At 53.9% G+C, this 19714-nt stretch carries 17 protein-coding genes and 1 tRNA gene; 10 read left to right on the top strand and 8 right to left on the bottom strand.

Going from position 1 to position 19714, the window contains the following annotated elements; translation table 11 throughout:
- The first annotated feature begins 297 nt into the window (after positions 1–297).
- Positions 298–1356: a quinolinate synthase NadA gene (nadA, locus tag ACIPW4_RS25660; RefSeq protein WP_400663054.1), complete on the top strand. Its 1059-nt coding sequence runs from the start codon at positions 298–300 to the stop codon at positions 1354–1356.
- 124 nt (positions 1357–1480) lie between these two features.
- Here the strand turns inward: nadA and ACIPW4_RS25665 are convergent, their stop codons facing one another.
- Positions 1481–2917, bottom strand: a complete 1437-nt coding sequence (locus ACIPW4_RS25665; protein ID WP_400663057.1) for a M48 family metalloprotease — start codon at positions 2915–2917, stop codon at positions 1481–1483.
- Positions 2918–3034: 117 nt separating this feature from the next.
- Here ACIPW4_RS25665 and ACIPW4_RS25670 point away from each other — a divergent pair, with 117 nt between their 5' ends.
- Complete coding sequence (locus ACIPW4_RS25670) at positions 3035–3274, top strand: sulfurtransferase TusA family protein (RefSeq protein ID WP_400663059.1); 240 nt, start codon at positions 3035–3037, stop codon at positions 3272–3274.
- 18 nt (positions 3275–3292) lie between these two features.
- Positions 3293–4363 carry an AI-2E family transporter gene (locus ACIPW4_RS25675; protein WP_400663062.1) on the top strand — a complete coding sequence of 357 codons (1071 nt, stop codon included), beginning with the start codon at positions 3293–3295 and terminating at the stop codon, positions 4361–4363.
- A gap of 34 nt (positions 4364–4397) precedes the next feature.
- On the opposite strand, the gene ACIPW4_RS25680 is transcribed toward ACIPW4_RS25675, so the two are convergent.
- Positions 4398–4871, bottom strand: coding sequence for a peroxiredoxin (locus tag ACIPW4_RS25680; protein WP_400663065.1), 474 nt, complete (start codon positions 4869–4871; stop codon positions 4398–4400).
- An 11-nt stretch (positions 4872–4882) separates the two neighbouring features.
- On the bottom strand, positions 4883–5446 hold the full coding sequence (locus tag ACIPW4_RS25685) for a glycine cleavage system protein R (protein WP_060510219.1): 564 nt from the start codon (positions 5444–5446) through the stop codon (positions 4883–4885).
- 260 nt (positions 5447–5706) lie between these two features.
- On the opposite strand from ACIPW4_RS25685, the gene dapA reads away from it, so the two are divergent.
- The 5 genes from dapA (at position 5707) to ACIPW4_RS25710 (ending at position 9408) form a co-directional block, all read left to right on the top strand.
- Positions 5707–6594 (top strand): 4-hydroxy-tetrahydrodipicolinate synthase, encoded by an 888-nt coding sequence (dapA, locus tag ACIPW4_RS25690; RefSeq protein ID WP_400663068.1) that lies wholly within the window; start codon positions 5707–5709, stop codon positions 6592–6594.
- A gap of 15 nt (positions 6595–6609) precedes the next feature.
- On the top strand, positions 6610–7728 hold the full coding sequence (bamC, locus tag ACIPW4_RS25695) for an outer membrane protein assembly factor BamC (protein ID WP_400663071.1): 1119 nt from the start codon (positions 6610–6612) through the stop codon (positions 7726–7728).
- On the top strand, positions 7729–8487 hold the full coding sequence (locus ACIPW4_RS25700; RefSeq protein ID WP_400663074.1) for an MBL fold metallo-hydrolase: 759 nt from the start codon (positions 7729–7731) through the stop codon (positions 8485–8487). It begins immediately after the preceding gene.
- 29 nt (positions 8488–8516) lie between these two features.
- Entirely contained in the window at positions 8517–9227 is a 711-nt protein-coding gene (gene purC / locus ACIPW4_RS25705; protein WP_008097517.1) for a phosphoribosylaminoimidazolesuccinocarboxamide synthase, read from the top strand.
- 91 nt (positions 9228–9318) lie between these two features.
- Positions 9319–9408 (top strand) — tRNA-Ser (locus tag ACIPW4_RS25710).
- 381 nt (positions 9409–9789) lie between these two features.
- On the opposite strand, the gene ACIPW4_RS25715 is transcribed toward ACIPW4_RS25710, so the two are convergent.
- On the bottom strand, positions 9790–10695 hold the full coding sequence (locus ACIPW4_RS25715; protein ID WP_400663077.1) for a helix-turn-helix domain-containing protein: 906 nt from the start codon (positions 10693–10695) through the stop codon (positions 9790–9792).
- Positions 10696–10819: 124 nt separating this feature from the next.
- Between ACIPW4_RS25715 and ACIPW4_RS25720 the strand changes: the two genes are divergently transcribed.
- Entirely contained in the window at positions 10820–11968 is a 1149-nt protein-coding gene (locus ACIPW4_RS25720) for a DNA cytosine methyltransferase (RefSeq protein ID WP_196126784.1), read from the top strand.
- Between the two features lie 315 nt (positions 11969–12283).
- Here the strand turns inward: ACIPW4_RS25720 and ACIPW4_RS25725 are convergent, their stop codons facing one another.
- From ACIPW4_RS25725 to ACIPW4_RS25740, 4 genes are all read right to left on the bottom strand, one after another.
- Entirely contained in the window at positions 12284–12667 is a 384-nt protein-coding gene (locus ACIPW4_RS25725; RefSeq protein WP_400663080.1) for a hypothetical protein, read from the bottom strand.
- A gap of 854 nt (positions 12668–13521) precedes the next feature.
- A complete protein-coding gene (locus tag ACIPW4_RS25730; RefSeq protein ID WP_400663083.1) occupies positions 13522–14436 on the bottom strand; it encodes a replication initiation protein in 915 nt (304 codons plus the stop codon).
- Positions 14437–14681: 245 nt separating this feature from the next.
- The gene (locus ACIPW4_RS25735; protein ID WP_400663086.1) at positions 14682–16601 is read right to left on the bottom strand and encodes a hypothetical protein; all 1920 of its coding nucleotides are present in this window, start codon (positions 16599–16601) and stop codon (positions 14682–14684) included.
- 387 nt (positions 16602–16988) lie between these two features.
- Positions 16989–18650: a tyrosine-type recombinase/integrase gene (locus ACIPW4_RS25740; protein ID WP_400663089.1), complete on the bottom strand. Its 1662-nt coding sequence runs from the start codon at positions 18648–18650 to the stop codon at positions 16989–16991.
- A 159-nt stretch (positions 18651–18809) separates the two neighbouring features.
- Here ACIPW4_RS25740 and ACIPW4_RS25745 point away from each other — a divergent pair, with 159 nt between their 5' ends.
- A complete protein-coding gene (locus ACIPW4_RS25745) occupies positions 18810–19316 on the top strand; it encodes a GNAT family N-acetyltransferase (protein ID WP_400663092.1) in 507 nt (168 codons plus the stop codon).
- Positions 19317–19714 lie beyond the last annotated feature (398 nt).

A 19714-nucleotide genomic window follows, 5' to 3' on the forward strand; every position in this document is an offset into this window, starting at 1 on the left:
TGTGCTCCCACTCGTGCTCATGGCACCTGCGGCATTCAGCTTGTCATTCACCGCTCTCACTTCAGATTCTAATCCCCTCTTAAGACACAAGCGGCTTTAGCCGCGAAGAGGCCGGTACAGGCATTACAAAAACCGCTTTTGAATTCCCCTGATTGTCTGTAGCCTTCGGCGTCCGATAATAATCCGCGCCCGCAGAGGGCCGTGACGGCTTGCCTGCCGTCCGGCACCCCTAGCCGATCTGCCAGGGCCGGGTGATACACTCGATTTGACGCGCGCGCGCCTGCAGGTCCAGCGATCATGACCCAGATTTCCGAACGCCTGTTGGTTCAGGCCCACCTTGACGCCAAGCAGCCCAACCCGCTGACCGCCGAGCAGGAGGCCGAGTACCGTGCGGCCATCGCTGCCGAGCTGAAAGCGCAGAATGCCGTGCTGGTGGCCCACTACTACTGCGACCCGGTCATCCAGGCGCTGGCCGAAGAGACCGGCGGTTGCGTGTCCGACTCGCTGGAGATGGCCCGCTTCGGCAAGAGCCACCCGGCCGATACGGTGATCGTCGCCGGTGTACGTTTCATGGGCGAAACCGCCAAGATCCTCACCCCTGAAAAGCGCGTGCTGATGCCGACCCTGGAGGCCACCTGCTCGCTCGACCTGGGCTGCCCGGTCGAAGAGTTCTCGGCCTTCTGCGACAAGCACCCTGAGCGAACCGTGGTGGTGTATGCCAATACCTCCGCCGCGGTGAAGGCGCGGGCCGACTGGGTGGTGACGTCGAGCTGCGCGCTGGAGATCGTCGAAAGCCTGATGGACAACGGCGAGACCATCATCTGGGGCCCGGACCAGCACCTGGGCCGCTACATCCAGAAACAGACCGGTGCCGACATGCTGCTGTGGGACGGTGCCTGCATCGTTCACGAAGAGTTCAAGTCGCGCCAGCTGGCCGACATGAAGGCGCTTTATCCGGATGCCGCGATCCTGGTGCACCCGGAGTCGCCGGAAGCGGTGATTGAGCTGGCCGACGCGGTGGGTTCCACAAGCCAGCTGATCAAGGCAGCGCAGACCCTGCCGAACAAGACCTTCATCGTCGCCACCGACCGCGGCATCTTCTACAAGATGCAGCAGCTGTGCCCGGACAAGGAATTCGTCGAAGCGCCGACTGCCGGTAACGGCGCGGCGTGCCGCAGCTGCGCGCACTGCCCGTGGATGGCGATGAATACCCTGGAGCGGGTGCTGCATTGCCTGCGTAACGGGGGGGATGAGATTTTCGTTGATCCGGCGCTGGTGCCGAAGGCGATCAAACCGTTGAACCGGATGCTCGACTTTACCCAGGCGGCGCGCCTGAAGCTCTCCGGTAACGCCTGAGATTGCTGGGGCCGCTTTGCGGCCCTATCGCGACACAAGGCCGCTCCCACATTGATCGGCGCTCGCAGGACCTTGTGGGAGCGGCCTTGTGTCGCGAAAGGGGCGCAAAGCGCCCCCAAAATTGTCAGCGCCCCATCATTTCCTGAACCATGCGCTTCTGTTCCATGATCTCGCGCTGGCGCTGGTCGATCTGCGAGGCCAGCGGGAAGTTGCTGCCCGCCCGACGCTTGGCGTAATCCAGCTGCTGGATCGCCTGGTCGAAGTCCCCCACCAGCGTGAAGTACTCCGCCCGAGCCCGGTGCAGGCCGATGGTGTTGCCCGACAACCCGCGCACTTCTGCCATGTCGTACCAGACGTCCGGGTCGTCCGGCCGGCTTTTGAGCAGGCCGTCCAGCACCTTCTCGGCCTCGGCCGGCTTGTTCTGCTTCACCAGCAGGTCGGCACGCACCTGTTTGAGCGGGTAGTTGCCTGGGTACAGCCCCTGCATGCGCTCGGCGCGCTGCTGCGCATCGGCCAGGCGGTTGTTGGTGATGTCCAGGTCGATCTGCGCGAGGTTGTAGGTAATGTCGTTGGGCGCCTTGGCCAGCAATGGCTTGAGGTTTTCCCGCGCTTCGTTGAGCTGGCCGCCTTTGATCTGGGCCAGGGCCAGGCCATAGCGCGCAGCGTCCAGTTTCGGGTCTTCGTCGAGCTGTGCGCGGAAACGCTTGGCCGCCAGGCCCGGGGTGCCCTCGTAGATGAGTGCCACGCGCGCGCGTATCAGCTGGTAGCGCTGGCTATCCTCGACGCCGCCCTTGGGCGCCTGCTCGGCGCGGTTGCGGGTATCGGCGATACGCGATTCGGTCACCGGGTGAGTCAGCAGGAATTCCGGCGGCTTGGCGTCATAGCGGTATTGGCGCGCCAGGCGTTCGAACATGGTCGGCATGTTGCGCGGGTCGTAGCCGGCCTTTTCCAGGTTCTGGATGCCGATGCGGTCGGCTTCCTGTTCGTTCTGCCGCGAGAAGCGCCGTTGTTCCTGGATCGCCGCAGCCTGGGTGCCGGCAATCATGCCGATGCCCGCATCACCCGCACCACCTGCTGCCAGCACGATACCGGCCAGCAGCGCGGCCATCATCGGCAGCTGCATGCGCTGTTGGGCCTCGACGCCGCGGGCGAAGTGGCGTTGCGACAAGTGCGCCAGTTCGTGCGCCAGAACCGATGCATACTCGCCCTCGGTCTGGGCATTGAGGAACAGGCCGCCGTTGACCCCGACGATGCCGCCTGGCGCGGCAAAGGCGTTAAGCTCGCGGCTGTCGATGAGGATGAATTCCAGGCGCCGGTCCTGCAGCTGGCTGGTTTCGGCCAGGCGGTAGACAGTGGTTTCGACGTAGTCCTTGAGTTGCGGGTCGTTCAGCTGATTGACCTGGCCACGCAGCAGGCTAAGCCAGGCGCGGCCGAGGTCGTGCTCCTGCTTCGGCGAAACTATCGCGGAACTGGCGTCGCCCAGTGACGGCAGGTCGTCGGCATGGCCGGGGAGGGCCATCAGGCAGGCCAGCGTCAGCAGGGTAGGGCGCAGTAGATTCATGCAGAAGCTCGCGTCGATCAAAAGGCTTACTGTAGCCGGGTCGCGCGGAGCAGACCAGTGGCGGTATGCTAGCGGGCTTTTCCAATGACTATTCGCCCGGCCCCGGAGACGCGCCCCATGAGTGACACCCTGACCTGCGACGCCGAGCTCGACGCCAGCGGGCTGAGCTGCCCACTGCCGCTGCTCAAGGCGAAGATGGAGCTCAACCGCCTGGCCAGTGGCGCGGTACTGAAAGTCATCGCCACCGATGCCGGTTCACAGCGTGACTTCCGCACTTTCGCCCAGCTTGCCGGTCATACCCTGCTGCATGAGACGGCCGAGGCCGGTACCTATACCTACTGGCTGCGCAAGGCCTGAGCCACCCAAGGATCGTCAATGTTCAAAGTGCTTCGCGACTGGATGCATCGCTACTTCTCCGACGAGGAGGCGGTGGTGCTGGCGGTTTTGCTGTTCCTGGCGTTCACTGCCGTGCTCACCTTGGGGGGCATGCTTGCGCCGGTGCTGGCGGGCATGGTCCTGGCGTTCCTGATGCAGGGGCTGGTCAACGCGCTGGAGCGCGCGCGGGTGCCGACCCGTTTCGCGGTGATGCTGGTGTTCGCCCTGTTCATGGGCGCGCTGGCGGTGTTCATGCTGGTGCTGGTGCCGCTGCTCTGGCACCAGTTGATCACCCTGTTCAATGAGCTGCCGGGGATGCTCGGCAAGTGGCAGTCGCTGCTTTTGCTGCTGCCCGAGCGTTACCCGCACCTGGTGTCGGACGAGCAGGTGCTCCATGCGATCGAGTCGGTCCGGGGCGAAATCGGCAAGTTCGGCCAGTGGGCGCTGACCTTCTCGCTGTCGAGCCTGCCGCTGCTGGTCAACGCGATGATCTACCTGGTGCTGGTGCCGATCCTGGTGTTCTTCTTCCTCAAGGACCGCGAGCTGATCGGGCGCTGGGTCAGTGGTTACCTGCCGCGCCAGCGCAGCCTGCTGAACCGGGTTGGTAGCGAGATGAACCGGCAGATTGCCAACTACATTCGTGGCAAGGGCATCGAGATCCTGATCTGCGGGATTGCCACCTACATCGCCTTCATCAGCCTGGGGCTCAATTACGCGGCGCTGCTGGCGTTGCTGGTGGGCTTGTCGGTGGTAGTGCCTTACGTGGGCGCGGTGGTGGTGACCGTGCCGGTGACGCTGATCGCGCTGTTCCAGTGGGGCTGGGGCGACCAGTTCATCTTCCTGATGACGGTGTACGCGATCATCCAGGCACTGGATGGCAACGTGCTGGTGCCGCTGCTGTTCTCCGAGGCGGTGAGCCTGCACCCGGTGGCGATCATCTGCGCGGTGTTGCTGTTTGGCGGGTTGTGGGGGTTCTGGGGGATTTTCTTTGCGATCCCGTTGGCGACCTTGATCAAGGCCGTGCTGGATGCCTGGCCTAGGCAGGAGCCGAGCGTCTCACCGATGCTTTGATGCAATTGGGGCTGCAAAGCAGCCCCGACCAACATCAGCTTTTATGCAAGGCCTGGGCCGCTGCCAACACGGCATCCACATGCCCAGGCACCTTCACACCACGCCATTCCTGGCGCAGTACACCGTCCTTGTCGATCAGGAAGGTGCTGCGGTCGACGCCCATGTATTCCTTGCCATACAGCTTCTTCAGCTTGATCACGTCGAACAGCTGGCACAGGGCCTCGTCCTTGTCGCTGATCAGCTCGAACGGGAAGCCCTGCTTGGCCTTGAAGTTCTCGTGCGACTTGATGCCATCGCGCGACACCCCGAACACCACGGTGCTGGCCGCCGCAAAGGCGTCATGCTGGTCGCGGAAACCCTGGCCTTCGGTGGTGCAGCCCGGGGTGCTGTCTTTCGGATAGAAGTACACCACCACCTGCTGGCCCTTGAGCTCGGCCAGGCTTACGGTCTGGCCGCTGGTGGCCTGGGCCTGGAAGTCGGCGACGGGTTGGTCGAGTGCTACAGCCATGGTCGGTTTCCTTACATGGGGTTTTGTGGACGCCACGGCTCGATCAGGGCATCGAGGTTCAGGGCATCGGCGAAGTCCAGGAACTGGTCGCGCAGCCAGCTGATCTGCGTGCCGGCCGGCAGGATCACGGTGAACTGGGCGTTGAGCATGCTGCTGCCGGTCTGTGGCGCGAGGTAGGTGTCGCAGGTCATGGCTTCGAGCTCGACGCGGTGGTCGAGGAAGAACTGGCAGAGCTCGTTGATGATGTCCGGGCGATAGGCGGCGCTGACGTAAGCCACGTAGGGCAGAGCCTGCGGGCGCACTTCCTGGTCGGCACTGCGCACCACGTCGAGGGTCAGGCCGTGCTTCTTGCCCAGGCCTGGCAGCATGGCTTCGAGGCGCGCCAGGGCGTCCCAGCTGCCGCCTACCTGCAGCACCAGGGCGCTGGTCTCACCATGGCGGCTCAGGCGCGAGGTGACCACCGCGCAGCGGTTTTCGAAGGCGGCGCGGCTGAGGACGTTGGCCAGCTCCATGGGATTGGGGCCCAGGGCGCTGATGACAAGAAATTGTTCGCGGACGGAGGTGGGGGTGGACATGCAGCATTCCTAAAGCGATGAGCGGTCGGTACAGGACTGGCGAAAGCCTCCTGTCGGCAGGACCCGGGGCTCGCATGCGAGGACGTGGACGCTGGCCGGGGAGCAGGGTCGACGGCCCGGCGGGCCGCGCTGCACCGATCAAAGGGTCAAGGGTAGCGAAATAAGGCGCCGAGGGGAATGCTCCGCCCGCCTGCTTCGCTTGTGCAAGGCCGATGCCCCCAGTACCATTACCGCTCTCTTTTTCCGGCAGGAGCAGTTACATGATTGCGGGCAGTATGGTGGCGTTGGTCACACCCATGGATGCACAAGGGCGTCTGGACTGGGTAAGCCTCGACAAACTTGTAGACTTCCACCTGGAAAACGGCACCCACGCGATCGTTGCTGTCGGCACCACCGGTGAGTCGGCCACGCTGGATGTCGAAGAACACATCCTGGTCATCAAGCATGTGGTCGAGCGCGTCAAGCGCAGCAACAAGCCGATCCCGGTAATCGCCGGCACTGGCGCGAACTCCACCACCGAAGCTGTGCACCTGACCCAGAACGCCAAGAATGCCGGCGCCGATGCCTGCCTGCTGGTAGTGCCGTACTACAACAAGCCGACCCAGGAAGGCCTGTACCAGCACTTCAAGCACATTGCCGAAGCCGTCGACATTCCGCAGATCCTCTACAACGTGCCGGGCCGCACCTCCTGCGACATGCAGGCCGAGACCGTGATCCGCCTGTCGGCCGTGAAGAACATCATCGGCATCAAGGAAGCCACAGGCGACCTGGTCCGCGCCAAGGCGATCCTCGACGGTGTCAGCAAAGACTTCATCGTCATGTCCGGTGACGACCCGACCGCCGTCGAGCTGATCCTGATGGGCGGCAAGGGCAACATCTCCGTCACGGCCAACGTCGCCCCGCGCGAAATGGCCGACCTGTGCGAGGCCGCCCTTGAGGGCAACGCCGAAAAGGCCCGCGCCATCAACGAAAAACTCATGCCGCTGCACAAAGACCTGTTCTGCGAAGCCAACCCGATCCCTGTGAAGTGGGCGTTGGTGGAAATGGGCCTGATGCACAAAGGCATTCGCCTGCCGCTGACCTGGCTGAGCGAAGGTTGCCACGAAAAAGTCCGTACTGCCTTGCGCCAGTCCGGCGTACTGGTTTAAGAGGAAGTACACCGCATGAAGCGACTGGCTGGTCTTTCCGCGCTCGCCCTGATCATTTCCAGCACCAGTGGGTGTGGCTGGCTGTGGGGCGAGGATGGCTATTTCCGCGACCGCGGCAGCGATTACCTGCAGGCGCACCCGACTGCCCCGATGCAGCTGCCGCCGGACGCCGGCAACGTCAAGCGCCTTGACCCGTTGCTGCCGATCCCGCGCAATGTCGCCGACGATCGCGCCACCGGCGAGTTCGAAGTGCCGCGCCCGCAACCTCTGACCGCTGGCGCCGAAGCCAGCGATTACACCTTGCAGCGCAGCGGCAACAGCCGCTGGGTCCTGGCTCAGCACTCGCCGGCTGAAGTCTGGCCAGTGGCTCACCAGTTCTTCGAGGACAATGGTTTCCGCATCGCTGATGAGCGCCCGCAGACCGGTGAATTCAACACCACCTGGCAGCGTTTCGACGAACTGTCGGCATCGCTCGGCCAGCGCCTCGCGAGCGCCGCCAGCAGCGGCGACAGCGAGGTGCGTGTACGTGTGCGCATCGAGCCCGGCGTGCAGCGCAACACCTCCGAGGTGTACATCGTCAGTGTCGAGCGCCCGGCCGGCAGCAGCGCCGACACCGCGTTCCCGGCCACTTCGGCCAACACCGGCGCGGATGCGCTGCTGGTCGACGAAATGCTTGCCAGCATGAGCCGCAGCGCCGAGAAGGGCGGTTCGGTATCGCTACTGGCCGCGCGTGATTTCGACGCCCCTAGCCGTGTCAGCCTGAGCGAAGACGGCAGCGGCAACCCGGTGCTGTTCCTTGGCTCGGACCTGGACCGGGCCTGGTCCGGTGTGGGCCGTGCCCTGGAGCAGGGTGGCCAGTGGCGCGTCGAGGACATCAACCGCAGCCTGGGCCTGTACTACATCAACCTGTCGGAAAAGCCTGACGACAAGCAGAACGAGCCTGGCTTCTTCAGCCGCATGTTCGGCAGCGAACCGACCAAGGAAGAGCGTGAAGCCCGCGCCGAGCGTTATCAGGTACGCCTGAGCAAGGTCGGCGAGAGCGTGCAGGTCACCGTCGAGAAGAACATCAACACCGTGGCCCCGGCCGATGTCGCCCGCCGCGTGCTGAGCGCCATTCAGGACCACCTGGGTTAAGTGCGCTTCGCGGTACTCGGAAGCGGCAGCCAAGGGAACGGCACGCTAATCGCCAGTGGTGACACGTTCATCCTGGTCGATTGCGGGTTTTCACTGCGTGAAACCGAGCGGCGTCTGGCGCTCCTCGGGGTTTCGGCGGCACAACTGAGCGCCGTGCTGGTGACCCACGAACATGCCGACCATGTGCATGGGGTGGGGTTGCTCTCACGGCGCTACAATGTACCGGTCTACCTCAGCCAGGGCACGTTGCGCGGCATGCGCAAGCCGGTGGAGGTGGCCGGTTTTCTCGCTTGTGGCGAGCGGCTGCAGATCGGCGGGCTGGAAGTCAGCGCGGCACGGGTCGAGCACGATGCCTACGAGCCATTGCAGTACGTGATCAGCGACGGTCGCCGGCGTTTCGGCATGCTTACCGACCTGGGCTCGTACGATGCGCTGCTGCTCGAACGCTATCAAGGCCTGGACGCACTGCTGATCGAAGCCAACCACTGCCGCGACCTGCTCGCGCGGGGTCACTACCCGGTCTTCCTGAAGCAGCGGGTGGGTGGCATGCAAGGGCATCTGAACAATCATCAGGCTGCGCGCCTGGTGCAAGAGTTGGGCTGGAACAACCTGCAGCACCTGGTGCTGGCCCACCTCAGCAGCAAGAACAACCTGCCACATTTGGCGCGCCAGTGCTTTGTCGACACCCTCGGGTGCGACCCGGACTGGCTCCAGGTGGCTAACCAGGAACACGGGCTCGACTGGCGCGAAATCGCCTAGCCCAACACCTCAGCAAGCGGAGCCCAATCATGGAAAAACGCGAAGAACTCTACCGCGGCAAGGCCAAATCGGTTTACAAGACCGACGACGCCGACCGCTTGATCCTGCTGTTCCGTAACGACACCTCGGCGTTCGACGGCAAGCGTATCGAACAGCTCGACCGCAAAGGCATGGTGAACAACAAGTTCAACGCCTTCATCATGCAGAAACTCGAAGAAGCTGGTGTGCCGACCCAGTTCGACAAGCTGCTGGGCGACAACGAGTGCCTGGTGAAGAAGCTGGACATGATCCCGGTCGAGTGCGTGGTGCGCAACTACGCCGCCGGCAGCCTGGTCAAGCGCCTGGGTGTGGAGGAGGGCATCAAGCTGGAGCCATCCACCTTCGAACTGTTCCTGAAGAACGACGAGAAGGGTGACCCGTTCATCAACGAATCCCACGTTGTCGCGTTCGGCTGGGGCACCGCCGAGCAGCTGGTGGAGATGAAGAAGCTGTCGCTGAAGGTCAACGAAGTGCTGAACAAGCTGTTCGATGACGCAGGCCTGCTGCTGGTCGACTTCAAGCTGGAGTTCGGCGTATTCCACGGCCAGATCGTCCTGGGTGACGAGTTCAGCCCGGACGGCTGCCGCCTGTGGGACAAAGAAACCCGCAAGAAGATGGACAAGGACCGCTTCCGCCAGGGCCTGGGTGACGTGATCGAAGCCTACGAAGAAGTTGCCAAGCGCCTGGGCGTGCCGCTGTAAGCGGCACGTTCACGCAAGCGCCTGATACCACGCGATTTTTTTTGAAAAAAGATTTGCGTTTCAAGAAAACGCTGGTATGATGCGCGGCATTGGAGAGATGCCGGAGTGGTCGAACGGGACGGATTCGAAATCCGTTGTACTGGCAACAGTACCTAGGGTTCAAATCCCTATCTCTCCGCCATATTGTAAAAGTCCTTATAAATCAATGATTTACAAGGATTCGAAAATGGCGATTTGTAGCAAGGTTTTGTAGCAAAAACCTGACCTGCAGATCGCCATTTTTTTGTCTGTCGTTTGCCCTTCCTGCTGTTCGTCCTGAGCGTCTTTGGCCACTATGCCTGTCTATCCCTATCTGATGATGTTCTGGAGTCTCTGACGAGCCTCTAAGGCGTTCCCCTGTCCGATTTTGGATCAAGGCCGCCAAAGGTGCGGGGACTTGTACCCGTGGCTTTGGCGACCAGCTGATTGTCTCGGCTTCTCCTTGGCCATCTGACTAGACTCCGTTGGACGGCTGAATGGTCGGAAACCTGCGAAAAATGGGAAGGAGATAAGCCTATTTCGCTCAGTTAAACGCGGGGTAGGTTCCAGCTCTCATTGGGTGAGGGCAGTAGGTCGGGTCAAAATAAACGAGTGGCATTGCATTAAAAACAGACGTTTTGATTACGGCCGTTTTCCCCGAGTCTCCCGGGGTATTACTAAGATCGAAGTCATCAATGCCCACCTCGCCGACCTTAACTTCCCATATCCAAACTGTATTTCCACGAGCCGACTTGCCACGATTGAAAGCACCGTGTTGATCGCCTAGGACGTATCTGAAAGTTATATAAGTGCCGGGCTTTGGGAGATGCCCTTTAGGGCGATTTGTCTCAAGAGCCATCTTGAGCTCAAGATTTCTTGCATTGTGTCGTTGTGGCAAAAGGTCCGGATAGTGATGCGGGCGATTTCGAAGGTACATTCCTTCAGAAGCCTCGGCAATGGAGCCGCCCACTATATTTCCTACCATCGAGGAAAGATTTGCTAACTCTACAAGCCCACCTATAGGAGCGAGTCCACTTGCTACTAATTCAGCATCAATTGTATCGAGTGTGTTGTAAGTATTATGTATCGCCTGTAACAACATAGAGCCAGTTAGTCCAGTATAGAGCTCTAGGGCATCCAAATTTCTAAGGCACTGGGTTTTTTCGGCCCTTACAGCCATTGCTAAAAAAGCATCGTGCTCGTTTAATTTACCGCTCTCGATAAGTTCGGCCTTGAGTAAAAGCTCCGAAAGCTGGAAATCCAAAGCTTCCGATATATTTGCAGCGATACTAAGGGTAGGTTGACGTTCGCCACGCTCAAGCAGGCCAAGAGTAGTCCTATGTATACCGGCTCTATCTGCCAGAGCCTCTAAACTTAATCCTTTTGCTTCACGCAATTGCTTGACTAGACGGAACAGAACGTCAACTGTACTACGCTTTGGTTCATCCATACCGCATCACCATCATCATACCGTTTATGTGGTGGCATTTTGATCCAAATCATGATCTTGGGGTAGGAGACTATTGTCTCCACCGGGAGTGCGTGGTATGCTACCGCCACACTGGAGATTGCTAATGAAAGTTTTAGACCTATTTTGTGGTACAGGTGGTTTTTCTCACGGCTTTGAGCTCACTGAGTTAGGATTCGAGACCGTTTTTGGAATTGATGTACTTCCAATCGCCACCCAGACATTTAACGCTAACAGACCTAACTCATTAAGTGTCTGTTCAGACATTAGGAAGATAAGACGCTCCGAGCTTAGCGATAAATTGAAGCTGAAACGTGGAATGGTTGATGTGATTGTGGGGGGGCCACCGTGTCAAGGGTTTTCTTCTATCAGGCCATTTCGCTCAAGCAATGATGATGATCCTCGTAATAGCTTATTTGAAGAATATGCGTCGTTTGTGAACTACTTCCGGCCTCCTGTTTTTGTTCTTGAAAACGTAGTTGGTTTAGCAACACATAAGGATGGTTCAACTGTCGCTCTGATGGAAGAGTGCTTTAAAAGTTTAGGATATGACACTCAGTGGCGTATCTTAAATGCTGCTAACTATGGTGTTCCTCAGAAAAGAGAGCGTCTAATTATGATAGGTGTGGAGCGTGGAGGGAGAATAGAGTTTCCTGATACGACTCACAATTTTTCTGGGGCAACGATTAGTGTCAAGGACAAACGTCGAGTTCATGCTCCAACGTATGACCTGTTTAATATGAAAGAGGAACGACTTAAGCCTGCTGTTTCTGTCATGGATGCGATATCTGACCTTCCGCCGATTCAATCTGGCGAAGAGGCGAAGCGTTACACTGAATCTCCTCGTAATGAATATCAAAAGCTCATGCGTCGTGATGTAAAAGATGAGCTAAGCTTACATTTGGCTACAGCTCACTCTAAAAAAATGCTCGAAATTATTAAGCACTCGGGGAAAAATATTAACTGTATCCCCAAAGGAATGGTGACGAGTGGATTTAGTTCCTGTTATTCACGACTTGATGCTGATGAACCTGCAGTAACTATAACAGTGAATTTTGTGCATCCCGCCTCAAACAGATGTATTCATCCGGTCCAAAATAGAGCACTAACCCCAAGGGAAGGGGCTAGGCTGCAGTCTTTCGATGACGCCTATGTATTCTGTGGTAACCGCTCACAGATTACTAAGCAGATAGGAAACGCAGTACCGCCTTTGTTAGGTAAAGCGATTGCTGGTTCAATTGCTAAGCTTTTTTAAAATAGTATTAAGTCTAATAACCATATAGGGGGCTTCCGTTATGAGGCCCTTTTGAATAAAAATCTATGAGCTTTATAATGAAAGCGGATCTGTGGTTGAGGGTCGCAGGCAATGGTTCGGGGATATATCTTTGAACCTATGGTTGCTTAATTTTGGTGAATGAAGAGCGGCTGTTCATACTCTGCAAAAGTATAAAGAGTATTCGTGCAGCATAAGGTATTGATTTTTATTTGATGTGGGAGAGCGGTATATCCGCAGAGCATGGTTTTAGCTTTGAGGATATATGTATGTATTATGTGGCGTTATACGGCAGGTTTATTTTTCTGGTCGCATTTCTTCGGTAATACGTTTTTTGTATTCTTCTGCTTCCGCATCAATTTTGGTTTTGGCTGCTCTCCAATGTTCTTCATAGGTCCCTCTGTATCGCTCGGCTACTGTTAGTGCGGTTACGTCAAGGTTTTGCTGTTTTATCTTGTTTCCGGCTCTTCCGAACTCTTTAATTAAAACATCATTTGAAATTGATTTGCAGCCAGATAACTCCGCTATGAGCTTCTTGGCGAGACTTGATGTTAGTCTTAAGTCGGGATATTCCTCCATCTCTATCACTTTTATAAAGCTGACTAAGAACCTTTGACGCTCTCGTCGCTTGAAGCCTCCAACCATGCCGCCTATCTTTCCTGCTATTTCTGCTCTTCTCATATCTTCTCCTATGCTGTTTTAAATACAAATAACATAGGTTTCTAATAAGTCAATACTTCAGGGATATATCTTCGAACTATTACGCTGGTGTTTGGCGAACTGTCAATCGGAGGCAGAGTTTTTAAATTTCAATTTTTGGGGTGGCCTACCCCTCACGTTCAATCTTGAAATTAAACTGGGAGAGATTTTTGAAATGATGAGGTGATTTTTTAGGTGAAGTTAATTGCAGATATCAACTAAGTAAAATGCGATAGGGTAGGACCCTAAATTCGAGTAAGGTTGGATGATGAAAATATTTTTGTTTTGCTATTGACAACGATTTTTCCCGTAGTTAAGCCATAAATTGATGGTCAAGGAAATCGAATTGTCAATTATTTGATATAAAGTCATAAAAAATTTTCAAGATTTTTTTTGAAAATAGCATTTTAATGCCTGTCGTTCGGATGGATCGGTTTTGATCGAAAAATGTCTATTTTGAGTTTTGGACAAAAATAGAAACTTGGTGGAAATTGGTTTCGGTTGCTGTGGTGGGTTGTCCTATGGGATTTGATATGTATGTATACATACATATAGCTTCGGGGATATATCTCCAAACCTATGTAAGCTATGCGGTGGGGTAGTGCAAAATTAAGGCATCAGGGCGTGTCTTTTATTTTGGGTGGGAATTTGTATCGCTTGAGTGAGAACGGCCCCGTTTGCCCCGTTTCCGTGAGTTATACGGCTATCGAGGTGTCGGTGGGTATGTACGTGGGTGTATATGGGTAGGAATGGGAGGAAAGGAGGAGGGGAAGGAAAGAAGAAACACCCTCACCGGGTGCTATTATCTGATATAGGCTTTTGCACTAATTATAATACTATGGTTTTCCTTTCCAGTAGAATACAGTTCTACGGCTTACTTTTAGCTCTCGCATTACTTCTTGTACGGATGCCCCTGATGTAAGCATATCAATTCCCTTCAGTCGTTTGGATTTTCCATTGAGTGCCCCTCTAAAAGCCTGTATCTCGCTTGTGTGGGTTCTTGAAACATAATCGTCAAAGGTGCCACGGTTAAAGTTTCTATGCGTCCACTTCGCTACGCTCTTAGCCGTGTGTCTAACTTCGGATATGTCCAAGGGGGTGGAGAAATTGACGTTGTAGCCAGTGGCACGGTCGAGACAAGCGTTTAGCCATTGGTTGTAATCAGGCCAGCCCTGACGGATTGCTTTGTATGCCCATGCCCTAAGTTCATCGAAAAGCATACAGTTGCGACCTAATCCATAGTCCTCTACTGGCTTCTCTTTGGCCTTTGCAGGGGTGAGATCAAGGTAGTCTGCGAGGTCGTCCAGTGTGTAGGGGGTGGATTCCCATTCTTGGACGATCCAATGTGAATTGATCGGGTTCTTGCAGATCAAACCGGAATAGCCTCTATCGGCTCCCAGTAGGTGACACAATGCTGCCTCGATGGCCGCAGCGTAGCGTAAAGGGGCTGTTTTACCGTCGATTGCGGTTCGTATAGGGGTTTGTAGCAGGTAGAGCAAATGGGCGTGTCCATTAGCCGGATTTCGAGCGATTAGGTTGGGTGCTGGTGCTCCAACGTCATCCCAGTGCATTCCGGCGTTAGATTTATCGAGGTCGAAAACTATCCAGTATCTATGAGTTGGCCCGTTCGGTTGGACCAGTCGAGCAAGTTTTGCTTTGTCTTTTTTATTGATTTTTAAGCCGCTGATTAAATCGTCAGTGTGATAAGGTCTATTTGGTAAGTAGTCCTCAAATAATTTTATGCATCCCATCGTTATCCTCTTCTAATATTGAGTTTAGAAAAAGAAAACCTTGGGAGATGACTTGACAATGTTTTATTTGGTGATTAAATGGAGGTGTAAGTTTTATAAAATATTGTTAGATGTATCTGTTGCCACCTTCCCCAAGGTGGTTTTCTTTTTCTGCTCCTTTCAAGTTGCCATACTTTAGAGGTTTGTCAAATTTGGATAATAAAAATCCCGCTTTCCAGCGGGTTTTTATTATCTGATGGGTTTGACTATTGATACGGGTCATAAGGGTCTTGGAACGGGCTTGGTGGCTTAGGCTTGAGCAGTCTTCTCTTTCTTGCCTGCTTCGCCTGCTCGGCTTCTTCCTTGTCGAATTCAACGACTTGTTTACTTGTGAACGTGTCGGTTGCCCAAAGCTTTACTTTATCAGAAAAACCTAATGCTGCTTGGGTATGGTCTAGACCTTGTTCTTTTAGCTGTTCTGCTACGTGGAATAGATAGTCCTTACGTTTCTCTGTGCCTAAGCGACTGGCCATTTCATAGGTGTTTTCTCGTAATCTTTTGTAGTATTGCTCTGGGTTTTCGTCGAGCCTACGGGCCTCAAGTAGTCGATCTACCAGAATATCAAAGCGTTTCATCAATGGTTCAAGTTCTTCCTCGTAAACCTTGATAGCATTCTCTAACACTGATTTTCGTTCGGTGTCTTCTTTGATTTTTCTGCGTAAATCGTTTAATTCCTTTGTCATTTTCTCCTTCATGGTTTTGAAATTTGTAGATAATTCCTTCGTTTTGTTGGTTTTCTCGCTTATTTCGTCATTTAATTTTTGTCTGTGATGATTAAGCTCATTGTTTTCTTTTCTCTGCTCATTAGCCTGTGTTTCCAACGTCTGGATGGTTGTTTTGTAGGTGTTTATTGTGCCTTGAAGGTCTTTTATCGTCGTGTTAAGGGTGACGGCAGTGGCCTTTTGCTCGATAAGTTCTACCTCCTTTGTTGTTAGTTCTTGCTCCAGTTTTTCTATTTGTCTGATGTAATAATTGTGGCTTCGCTCACTTTTCGGTTTTTTTGCTTCCTGTTCAATTTTGTTCAGATGTTCTTTAGTTTCCTTGGATTTAGGTAGGAATTTGGCTTGCAAACCATATGCAGCGGCTAAACCATTAAAGTGCTCATAGAAGGCCGCTTGCATGACTTTTGACTTCCATGATTCGCGTTCGCGGATAAATCTATGGTTTTGCTTTTCTTCGGTGCGATTTGGGAGCTTGAAATCTTCTAATGTCGGTGGTGCGGATATCTTGTCAAGGCGAGCCTTATTTTTCGCGTAATATTGCGATGCGAACTCAAACTCTTGAACTGAAAAATCATATTTCCCAGTTTTAGTATTTTGAAGGTCGAGAAAGGCGTGGACGTGGTTTGTCGTTTCATCCAAGTGACTGAATGAAAATAGAAGGTCATTGTTGGGAAAATTCTTCTGGTAGAACTGGTGCAGTGCTTTCTGCAGTAAGTCAGTGTAAGCCTTGGTTATGGCCAGCTTATTAGGTTCAGGGGTTACAAGGATGATCTCTTTAACCCTGTTGACCGTCCTTGATACGGCTCGATCTGGGGCGTTTTGTTCGATCTCTTGCTTCTTGGTGGTGTAGTTCTCTAAGAGGTCGATACGCTGAGCTATACGGCTAATTTTGTGCTGATTGAGTAGGGCGGCGTAGTCTCCGACTACCAGCGGCCTTTCTCCCTCCATTACAGAGGTGACATATTCTTTTATCTCGGTTGGTTCGGTTGCGTTGATGAATTTAATCAGCTTGGATTTGAATTTTCTCAGTTTTTCTTTTTCTGTGGCTATCTCATCAGACGCTTCTGTTGCTTTGAGTTTGGTTTGTAACTGGTCATTAAAATCGGCCAATAATTGTTCTGCCAATTCCCTTGTTAATACCTGCTCAATGCCACCTACAATGGCGATATTGGGGTGGTCAGGATTGGGGTTGAATTCGAAGTCGTCATACTCGTTTTGGTCGAGTCGAAGCGAGTGTCTTAAGGAGCTTTCTAACCCTTTCAGGTTGGAGTAATTTCGATCTCTTTTGGTTAATGTGATGGTCTGCAAGTTGGTATCATTCATTTTATCCTCAGTGGTGGGTTGGTTTTTTGCTTTTTGCTTTTGCTTCTGTCCTGCCGACAAGGCACCTGCGTTAATCGTCACATCTTTTGCGTAGCAAAAGTGGGATGATTAACATAGCAGGTATGTTTTTAGGGCTTCTTTAAAAATTTGGACTATAGACTGTTATTTAATCATATAAAATACGTTTATCAAGTATGGTAATCCTGTTTTTGAGGTCGTGCGTGTGATGCGTGCGTCATGCGTAGGCGTGTGCTCGTGTGTGCGTATTGGCCAACATACTGATTTGATATCTATATAAGTGATTTCAAATAGTTAGATATCTATATATGTTGTTAGCAATAATCGTGTGCGGGTGTGCGTGCGAGCGTAGCAATGCACGCGAAGGGAAGGGATTTAAAGCACTTCTGATTTTAAAAGGGCGTTTTTATGTGTAACGCCCCTGAGATTTAATGAGTAACCCCTTTGGGCTTAAATCTTCACTGGATAATTTAGTTTGGAAATCGCAACGTGCTTTTGTTTAGGGCTTGGGCCTTCGGAATATACATCGAAGGTGACGGTTCCTGTCTCATGACCAACGATAGCCGCAATCATCACACCGGGCACGTCTTGACGTTGTAGCTGGGTAATGACTGTTTTACGTAGACTGTGGAAAACGAACTGCTCTGAGTAACCGAGAGCGGTTTTTAAACGACCGAATTGTTTACTGAGGGCGTCTGAGCGATTCCCATACTTGTTTTTTCCCGTGGATGGAATCAAGAAACCATCTGTTGACTCATCGGAGAGACGTTTGATGATTTTTTGAATTTGGGGATGGATAGGTACGAGTCGTTCGCTAGCGGCTGTTTTACCGTAGATATGAAGGCACTTCACTGACTCTTCCGTGACTATATCCTTCGTTTCAAGCTGGCAAAGCTCTTCGATACGTGCTCCGGTATATGCACCGAGCAAGATAAGATCGGTGAGTGTTTCACGGTTTTTAGTGGCTTTTGCACCTTCGTAGAGCTTTTTAATGTCTTCTAGGCTGAATGCCTTTCTATCTATTGAACCATCGCCACGTTTGCTGCGGTTGACCGGGAAGTCGTGCTTTTCGAATGGCGATTGTTGATCTCGATAGAGCTTCTTGAAATTTTCATCGTGTTTGAGTGCCCATTTCCTAAAGCTGGACCCTGCGAATAGGTATTGCTTTTTAGTCTTGACGGAGAGGCTGAGCGTATCAAGATAGGTGGCGATGCTCTCGTGGTTGAGGTCGCGTTGCTCGGCCTCAAGCCAAGAACCTATCATTTTTAAGCGATTAACTTGGGTATCTACTGTCTTTTGAATGATACCCTTGGTATTGGTCTGATAGGTCTCAAATGAGGCTATTCTGTGAGTTGTGATAGGGGATTTGATTTTGTAGTTGCTTGGATCGTCGAGAATGGAGCGGATTTCATCGATATTGGTGATGCTAATAGCATGTCCTGCGGTGATACTGTAATGCTCGACGGTTTTATGTAGCTGGGTATAATCATTGACTCGCTCAACCTTACGTTCGAGCGGGATGTTTTCCCCCACTGCATACCATTTGTCTATAAACGCCTGATATTCAAGGAAGGGTTTTTGTTTGTATAGATCAATGTTGGCATCTTCTGGGCTTTGCCATCCATAGCATTGGAGCATTACGTCGATGATAAAACTACCGAGTTCGTCCAACGCGGCCTGAGTGAATCTTGGGTCAACCTCGTTGCCCTTCTTAGGCATGACAAGGCTTATCAAGGCGTTTTCTTGGCTTGTGGCAATCATATTGGCGATGTTGTAGGACGTTTCTGGCAACTGAGCAGGGATAGGCGCTGCAATGCGTTGCCGAGCGGTAGCGATGGCTTGCTTCCACATGTGGAGAAACGCCAATTTTTTCATCTGGGCTTCTGGCTTGCTGCCTGTTTTGAGCGATTCGGTGAACTCGCTTCGGTTCAAGACGTGCCGAACGTCCTTCGGGACGCTTAGCCTGACGTGCCATGTGCCTGACCGTAATACGAGGTTTTCGCTTGCCATTCTCGACCTTGCCCGGTGGGGTTTTGTTGCTGGCAAGGTAGCTGGTTTTTGGCAAAATTTGTAGCAAAAATTTGTAGCAAAACTGGCTAGAAGTGCCCGCATCCATTGAGTTTAAAGGGGTAGATGGTCGATATCGGAAAGTCCCTATCTCTCCGCCATACATCGAGAAGCCCCGCTGATTTAGGTCAGCGGGGCTTTTTCGTTTCTGTGTTGTACTCGAAGGGGCCGTGCGCATTTCCCCATCCAGAAGAGAACACCACCATGAGCATCACTATACGCAGCGAAACCGTTGAAGACATCGACACCATCACGCAGCTGACCACGGCAGCTTTCGAACACGAAGAGCATTCGAGCCATACCGAGCAATTCATCGTCAGTGCACTGCGCCGCTGCGGGCAGCTCACCGTCTCGCTGGTGGCGGTAGAGCATGGCGAAATCATCGGCCATGTCGCTATTTCCCCGGTTCGGATTTCATCTGGCGCAACGGGCTGGTTCGGGCTAGGGCCGATCTCTGTATGGCCTGAGCGGCAGGGCCAAGGTATTGGCTCCGGCCTGATGAAAGCTGCTCTGGATGAGTTGCAACGCCTCGGCGGCGCTGGCTGCGTGGTGCTGGGGGAGCCTGGTTATTATGGCCGCTTCGGTTTCCAAGCCCATCCGGAGTTGGAGCTGCCTGGCGTACCTCAGGAATACTTCCAGGTGCAGGCATTTGCCTGTGAATTGCCAACAGGTTCTGTGCAGTATCACGAGGCGTTCGATGCTATCGAGTAGGTGAGCTGCCTGTATATCTGAACGTTCTTGATTGCGAAGTCAGACTCGCGGTTCACACCTGCATCCGGGAGTAGCTCATGAGTTCAGAGGCCTGTTCGCGGGCAGCTTGGCTGGGGATGCCGGGCTCGATGCAGAACAGGGGCGGGGTGTTGTTTTCGCCTTGGTAGAAGCAGGTTTTGCCTACGGGGTGGGGCCGGAGCCTGCAGCACATCACTTGAGCCTCAGTGCAGTGTCCGAGGCTCGGCCGGCAGGTGAGCCAGGTTTTGGCAGGGTTAGGAGTATGATTCAGAAGCGCCCTACAAGGCATGGGAAAAATCTGAAGTGAACATGTAAGAGGACGTGTATCCCGCTCTCATTCAAAACGTATTTCCGTGTGGCCCGCCTTTGCGAGCCTCGCC

The sequence above is a fragment of the Pseudomonas sp. NPDC089996 genome (genome assembly GCF_044748405.1).
GTDB lineage: Bacteria > Pseudomonadota > Gammaproteobacteria > Pseudomonadales > Pseudomonadaceae > Aquipseudomonas.

What these genes read in the sequence shown, in the direction of transcription:
- nadA (WP_400663054.1), top strand. Translation starts at nt 298, where the DNA reads ATGACCCAGATTTCCGAACGCCTGTTGGTTCAGGCCCACCTTGACGCC.
- ACIPW4_RS25665 (WP_400663057.1), bottom strand. Translation starts at nt 2,917, where the DNA reads ATGAATCTACTGCGCCCTACCCTGCTGACGCTGGCCTGCCTGATGGCC.
- ACIPW4_RS25670 (WP_400663059.1), top strand. Translation starts at nt 3,035, where the DNA reads ATGAGTGACACCCTGACCTGCGACGCCGAGCTCGACGCCAGCGGGCTG.
- ACIPW4_RS25675 (WP_400663062.1), top strand. Translation starts at nt 3,293, where the DNA reads ATGTTCAAAGTGCTTCGCGACTGGATGCATCGCTACTTCTCCGACGAG.
- ACIPW4_RS25680 (WP_400663065.1), bottom strand. Translation starts at nt 4,871, where the DNA reads ATGGCTGTAGCACTCGACCAACCCGTCGCCGACTTCCAGGCCCAGGCC.
- ACIPW4_RS25685 (WP_060510219.1), bottom strand. Translation starts at nt 5,446, where the DNA reads ATGTCCACCCCCACCTCCGTCCGCGAACAATTTCTTGTCATCAGCGCC.
- dapA (WP_400663068.1), top strand. Translation starts at nt 5,707, where the DNA reads ATGATTGCGGGCAGTATGGTGGCGTTGGTCACACCCATGGATGCACAA.
- bamC (WP_400663071.1), top strand. Translation starts at nt 6,610, where the DNA reads ATGAAGCGACTGGCTGGTCTTTCCGCGCTCGCCCTGATCATTTCCAGC.
- purC (WP_008097517.1), top strand. Translation starts at nt 8,517, where the DNA reads ATGGAAAAACGCGAAGAACTCTACCGCGGCAAGGCCAAATCGGTTTAC.
- ACIPW4_RS25715 (WP_400663077.1), bottom strand. Translation starts at nt 10,695, where the DNA reads ATGGATGAACCAAAGCGTAGTACAGTTGACGTTCTGTTCCGTCTAGTC.
- ACIPW4_RS25720 (WP_196126784.1), top strand. Translation starts at nt 10,820, where the DNA reads ATGAAAGTTTTAGACCTATTTTGTGGTACAGGTGGTTTTTCTCACGGC.
- ACIPW4_RS25725 (WP_400663080.1), bottom strand. Translation starts at nt 12,667, where the DNA reads ATGAGAAGAGCAGAAATAGCAGGAAAGATAGGCGGCATGGTTGGAGGC.
- ACIPW4_RS25730 (WP_400663083.1), bottom strand. Translation starts at nt 14,436, where the DNA reads ATGGGATGCATAAAATTATTTGAGGACTACTTACCAAATAGACCTTAT.
- ACIPW4_RS25740 (WP_400663089.1), bottom strand. Translation starts at nt 18,650, where the DNA reads ATGCGGGCACTTCTAGCCAGTTTTGCTACAAATTTTTGCTACAAATTT.
- ACIPW4_RS25745 (WP_400663092.1), top strand. Translation starts at nt 18,810, where the DNA reads ATGAGCATCACTATACGCAGCGAAACCGTTGAAGACATCGACACCATC.